The sequence below is a fragment of the Streptomyces sp. NPDC059080 genome, assembly GCF_042739975.1.
Classification (GTDB): Bacteria; Actinomycetota; Actinomycetes; order Streptomycetales; family Streptomycetaceae; genus Streptomyces; species Streptomyces benahoarensis.
This window is the reverse complement of the sequence record NZ_JBHYGX010000003.1, coordinates 89,988-94,205: the sequence shown is the minus strand read 5'-3', so window position 1 is coordinate 94,205 and position 4,218 is coordinate 89,988. Positions and strand designations below refer to the sequence as shown.

General features: G+C 73.1%; 2 protein-coding genes. One reads left to right on the top strand and one right to left on the bottom strand.

Annotated elements, in window-relative coordinates:
• Window positions 1-641: 641 nt before the first annotated feature.
• Complete coding sequence (locus tag ACFWWQ_RS02880) at window positions 642-1,790, bottom strand: glycoside hydrolase family 88 protein (RefSeq protein ID WP_384589030.1); 1,149 nt, start codon at window positions 1,788-1,790, stop codon at window positions 642-644.
• 450 nt (window positions 1,791-2,240) lie between these two features.
• On the opposite strand from ACFWWQ_RS02880, the gene ACFWWQ_RS02875 reads away from it, so the two are divergent.
• Window positions 2,241-4,082 (top strand): alpha-L-fucosidase, encoded by a 1,842-nt coding sequence (locus ACFWWQ_RS02875; RefSeq protein ID WP_384589027.1) that lies wholly within the window; start codon window positions 2,241-2,243, stop codon window positions 4,080-4,082.
• Window positions 4,083-4,218: the final 136 nt, after the last annotated feature.

Below are 4,218 nucleotides of genomic sequence, written 5' to 3'. Positions count from 1 at the left end.
GTCCAGGGACTTGGCGAAGACCACGCCGTACACCTGGCCGTCCGGCGTCCCGGCCCGGCGGTCACCCGTCCCGCGTCAACTCCGGGAGCTTGCCGGCGGTTTCCTCGTCGGAGGGCAGGCACGAGACCACCGTGACGCCCGGCGCGGCGCACGCCTGAGCAGCATGAAGCCCCGGCCAACACGCGCGAAGCATGCCGACCGGGGCCGCGTTGTACAGGCTCAGCGGTTCAGATCCCGATGCTCCTCCAGTACCCGCAACGCAGGCATGAGGCGAGGCAGGAAACCCGGACAACTGGTGACCTTCGGGAGCGCCCATGTGTGCCAGCACGACAGGCAGCACATGACCCGCTCATGTTCCGAGTCTGGTACAGCCTCGCTGCCGCAACGCGGACACTCCATCATGGGTCAACTCCTACGCCGACAAGTCGAACTCTCCCAGCTTGGCACCGCTCAGGAAGTCGGTCCACTCCACGGCCGTGAACTCGACCGTCTGACCGGTCACAGAGTTGCGGACCACCAGCCTCGCCCTGGCCCTGGCGGTGTGGGTACTGCTGCGGCTGCTGCCCGGCGAGGAGGCACCGGGGGCACCCACTGACCGGCTGGTGCCGCCCCCCGTCGCGGCACCAGCCCGGCGTGGGGCGCTACCCCACCAACGCCGCCAGCTCCGTCCCCGCCAGCAGAAAGCCGCCGACCCCGAAGTCGGCGGTGCTGTCGGGGCCGACCGGCTGGCCCGACTCCGGCCGGTCGCCCTCGGGCTGGACGTAGCCGAGGAAGCCGTCCGGGTGCACGGCGTGGGTGACGAGGGCGTGCCAGGCGCGGGCGGCGACCGGGCGGAAGAGGCGGGCCGGGACGAGTCCGGTGCGCAGTGCGTACGCCGTCGCGTAGAGGAAGAAGACGGTGCCGCTCGTCTCGGGTCCCGGCAGGTGGGCGGGGTCGGCGAGGTTGACGTTCCAGAAGCCGTCGGGGCGCTGGATGCGGCGGAGCGCGCGCAGCTCGGTGGTGAGCGCGGTGCGGTAGGCGGGCACGTGCCGGTGGTCGGCGGGGAGCACGGCGAGCACCTTGGTGTGGGCCCCGGCCACCCAGCCGTTGCCGCGCGACCACAGCACCGGCTTGCCGTCAGGCGAAACGATCCCTCCTGGCAGGAAGCGCTTGTCGCGGTACCAGAGCCCGCTGGCTCCGTCGAACAGTCCCGGGCCGCCCTCGGCGTTGCGGGTGTGGAGGTAGAAGGTGTGCATCGCCTCCGCGTAGGCGGCGTCGCCGCGCACCGCGCCGAGACGGGCGAACGGCGGCATCGCCATGTGCAGCGCGTCGTTCCACCACCAGTCGTCGTGCGTGACCGCCACGGAGTCGACCATCGCCCGCACCGACGCGTCCAGCGCCGCGATCTTCGCCTCGTCCGGCGCTCGGTCCAGCCCGTACAGGTCCAGATACGCTTGCCCCGCGCACTGGTTGTCGGCGTGACGGGTGGTGACGCCGTCGTTCAGCCCGTAGCTGTGCTTCTCGGCCCAGCCGCGGGCGTACGCGGCGTAGCGGGGCTCGGCGGTCAGCCGGTGCAGGGCGAGCAGTCCGCCGAAGAACGTGGCGCGGGCCCATTTGTTGTCGCCCGGGTCGCTGTGCGCCCCGATCCAGTGGTCGGCGACGCGCCGCAGCACCGTGATGATCTCGGCCCGCGCGGGCAGTCCGCCCCCCGCGTCCGCCGCCGCGGCGCGGCCACCGCCGGCCGCGAACGGGGGCAGGCCACTCCCGACGGCCTGCACGGCGCCGGTGGCGAGAAAGTGCCGACGTTCCATGACACACCCCTTCCGGGTACGACGGTCGAGCACGGGCACCACGGGACGGGCCGGGGCCGGGAGCTGCCCGGACGGGGCGACGCGGGGCCGCGGACGAGGCCGGGCGGAGCGTAGGGGGCGGCCCGGCGCGACCATCCCGTTCACGTACAGGAACGCTGTTCGTTCATGGGAAGCGCTGCCATGGTGACAGCGAAGCCCACGCCGGGGAAGGGGGCCGGACGGGAGCGGCCGGACGGCGCCCTCCCCGCCCCCGAAGGTCCGAGGTCTCTTCGCCCTCCTTTCCCGACACCCCGTAACTCCCCTCCCCCACCCCCGATTTGCTCCGACCTTTGTCCGGTCCCAGGGCTTCCCGTGGCGCGGGCTCCGCTGCACCATGCGGGTGGCACGGCGGGTGGTGCGCCCTCGGGGCGGCGGCCGTCGGAGGTCATCCACCGAGTGAAGGAGCCCGCGATGGGACGCCGCATCGGACCGGTCCGGCTGTGGGGAGTGCTGGGGCTGTTGGGGGCGCTGCTGCTGGCCGCGGGGGTGCCTGCCGGGGCGGCGGCGCGGCGCGGGCCCGGGGGCGGCGGCTCGGGGCCCGGGGTGAATCACGCGGCCGACGATCCGTTCACCGCCGACCGCACCTCCTGGTGGCGGCAGGACCGGTTCGGCATGTTCGTCCACTTCGGCGCGTACTCGAATCTGGAGGGCGAGTACACCCGGCCCGACGGCACCGTCTGCCGCGACGCGGAGTGGATCAAGCGGCAGTGCCAGATCCCGACCGACGCGTACGAACGGCAGGCCGCCACCTTCGACCCGGCGGACTTCGACGCGCGGGCGCTCGTGCGGGCGGCCAAGGACGCCGGTCAGCGGTACCTCGTCATCACGGCCAAGCACCACGACGGCTATGCGATGTGGCCGACGCGGCAGAACACCTGGAACCTGCGCGACCACTCCGCGTTCGACGCGCACCGCGACCTCCTCGCCGAGCTGAAGCACGCCGCCGACGCCGCCGGGATCAAGCTCGGCTTCTACTACTCGATCTGGGACTGGCACGACCCCGACTTCGCTGACCCGGCGACCTTCCCGCGCTACAAGAAGCGGATGTACGCGCAGCTCAAGGAGTTGGTCGACGGCTACGATCCGGCGCTGTTGTGGTTCGACGGCGACTGGGACGCCGACGATCCCGTCAACCGCTGGTCCCGCCGTGACGGCGCCGACCTCCAGGCGTATCTGCACCGGCTGAATCCGGACCTGATCGTCAACAACCGCGTCGGCAAACGCGGGGTGACCGACGGCGACTTCGGCACTCCGGAGCAGAAGATCCCCGACGAGCCGGTGGCCGGGCAGCTGTGGGAGAGCTGTATGACGCTCAACGACCACTGGGGCTTCGCCCGCTACGACACCCACTGGAAGTCACCGGCCACGCTCGTCACCAACCTCCTGACCGTGGCGAGCCGCGGCGGCAACTATCTCCTCAACGTCGGCCCGGACCGCCGCGGACGTGTTCCGCAGGCATCCCTGGACCGGCTGCGGGAGACCGGCCGCTGGCTCGCCGCGTACGGGCAGGGCGCCGCGGTGTACGGCGCCGGGTACACCGGGCTCGTCGCGGAACCGTCATGGGGCACGGTCTCCCGGCGCGGCGACGCCCTCCACGCCTCGGTCACCTCCTGGCCGGAGCCGGGCGGTGCGCTGCATCTGACGGCACGGGCGCCGTTCACCGTCACCGGTGCGCGGGTGCTGGGCAGCGACCGGCCGGTCACCGTCTCGCCCAAGGGCGACGGCTACGACCTGACGCCGACGGGTCCCGCGCCCGGTCCGCTCCCGGCCGTGATCCGGCTGGCGATCACGCCCCCGAAGGCGGCGCCCGCCGGGCACGGCACCGGGTTGTGGGCACAGAGCTGGGACAACGACGCCTTCGCGGGCGCGCCGGTGGTGTCCGGCGTCGACCCGACGGTCAACAAGTCGTACCGCTTCGACGGCTCCCCGGACCCGCGGATCCCGGCGGACCGGTTCAGCACCCGCTGGAGCGGCCTGATCGAGCCGCGCTTTGACGAGACGTACACGCTGACCACCGTCTCCGACGACACCGTACGGCTGTGGATCGATGACCGGCTGGTGATCGATCACGCCACCCCGCACGGTGTGGCCGTCGACCGGGCGGCGGTGCCGTTGACGGCCGGGCACCGGCACCGCATCCGGATCGAGCACACCCAGCGCTCCGGCGAGGCGCATATGAAGCTGCTGTGGTCGAGCCCCAGCCAGTCCCAGCAGATCGTGCCGAGCCGCCAGCTGTACGCGGAGGGGCACTGAAGGCCCGGGCCCCGCACGGCGACGGGGGGGCGGGCCCCCCGACACGCCGGGCACCCCCCCGCGGCCCCCGCCGCCCGCGCGCGCCGCGGGCGGCGGGTGCTCGGGGGGGCGGCCCCTCGCACGCACCACCCCGCGG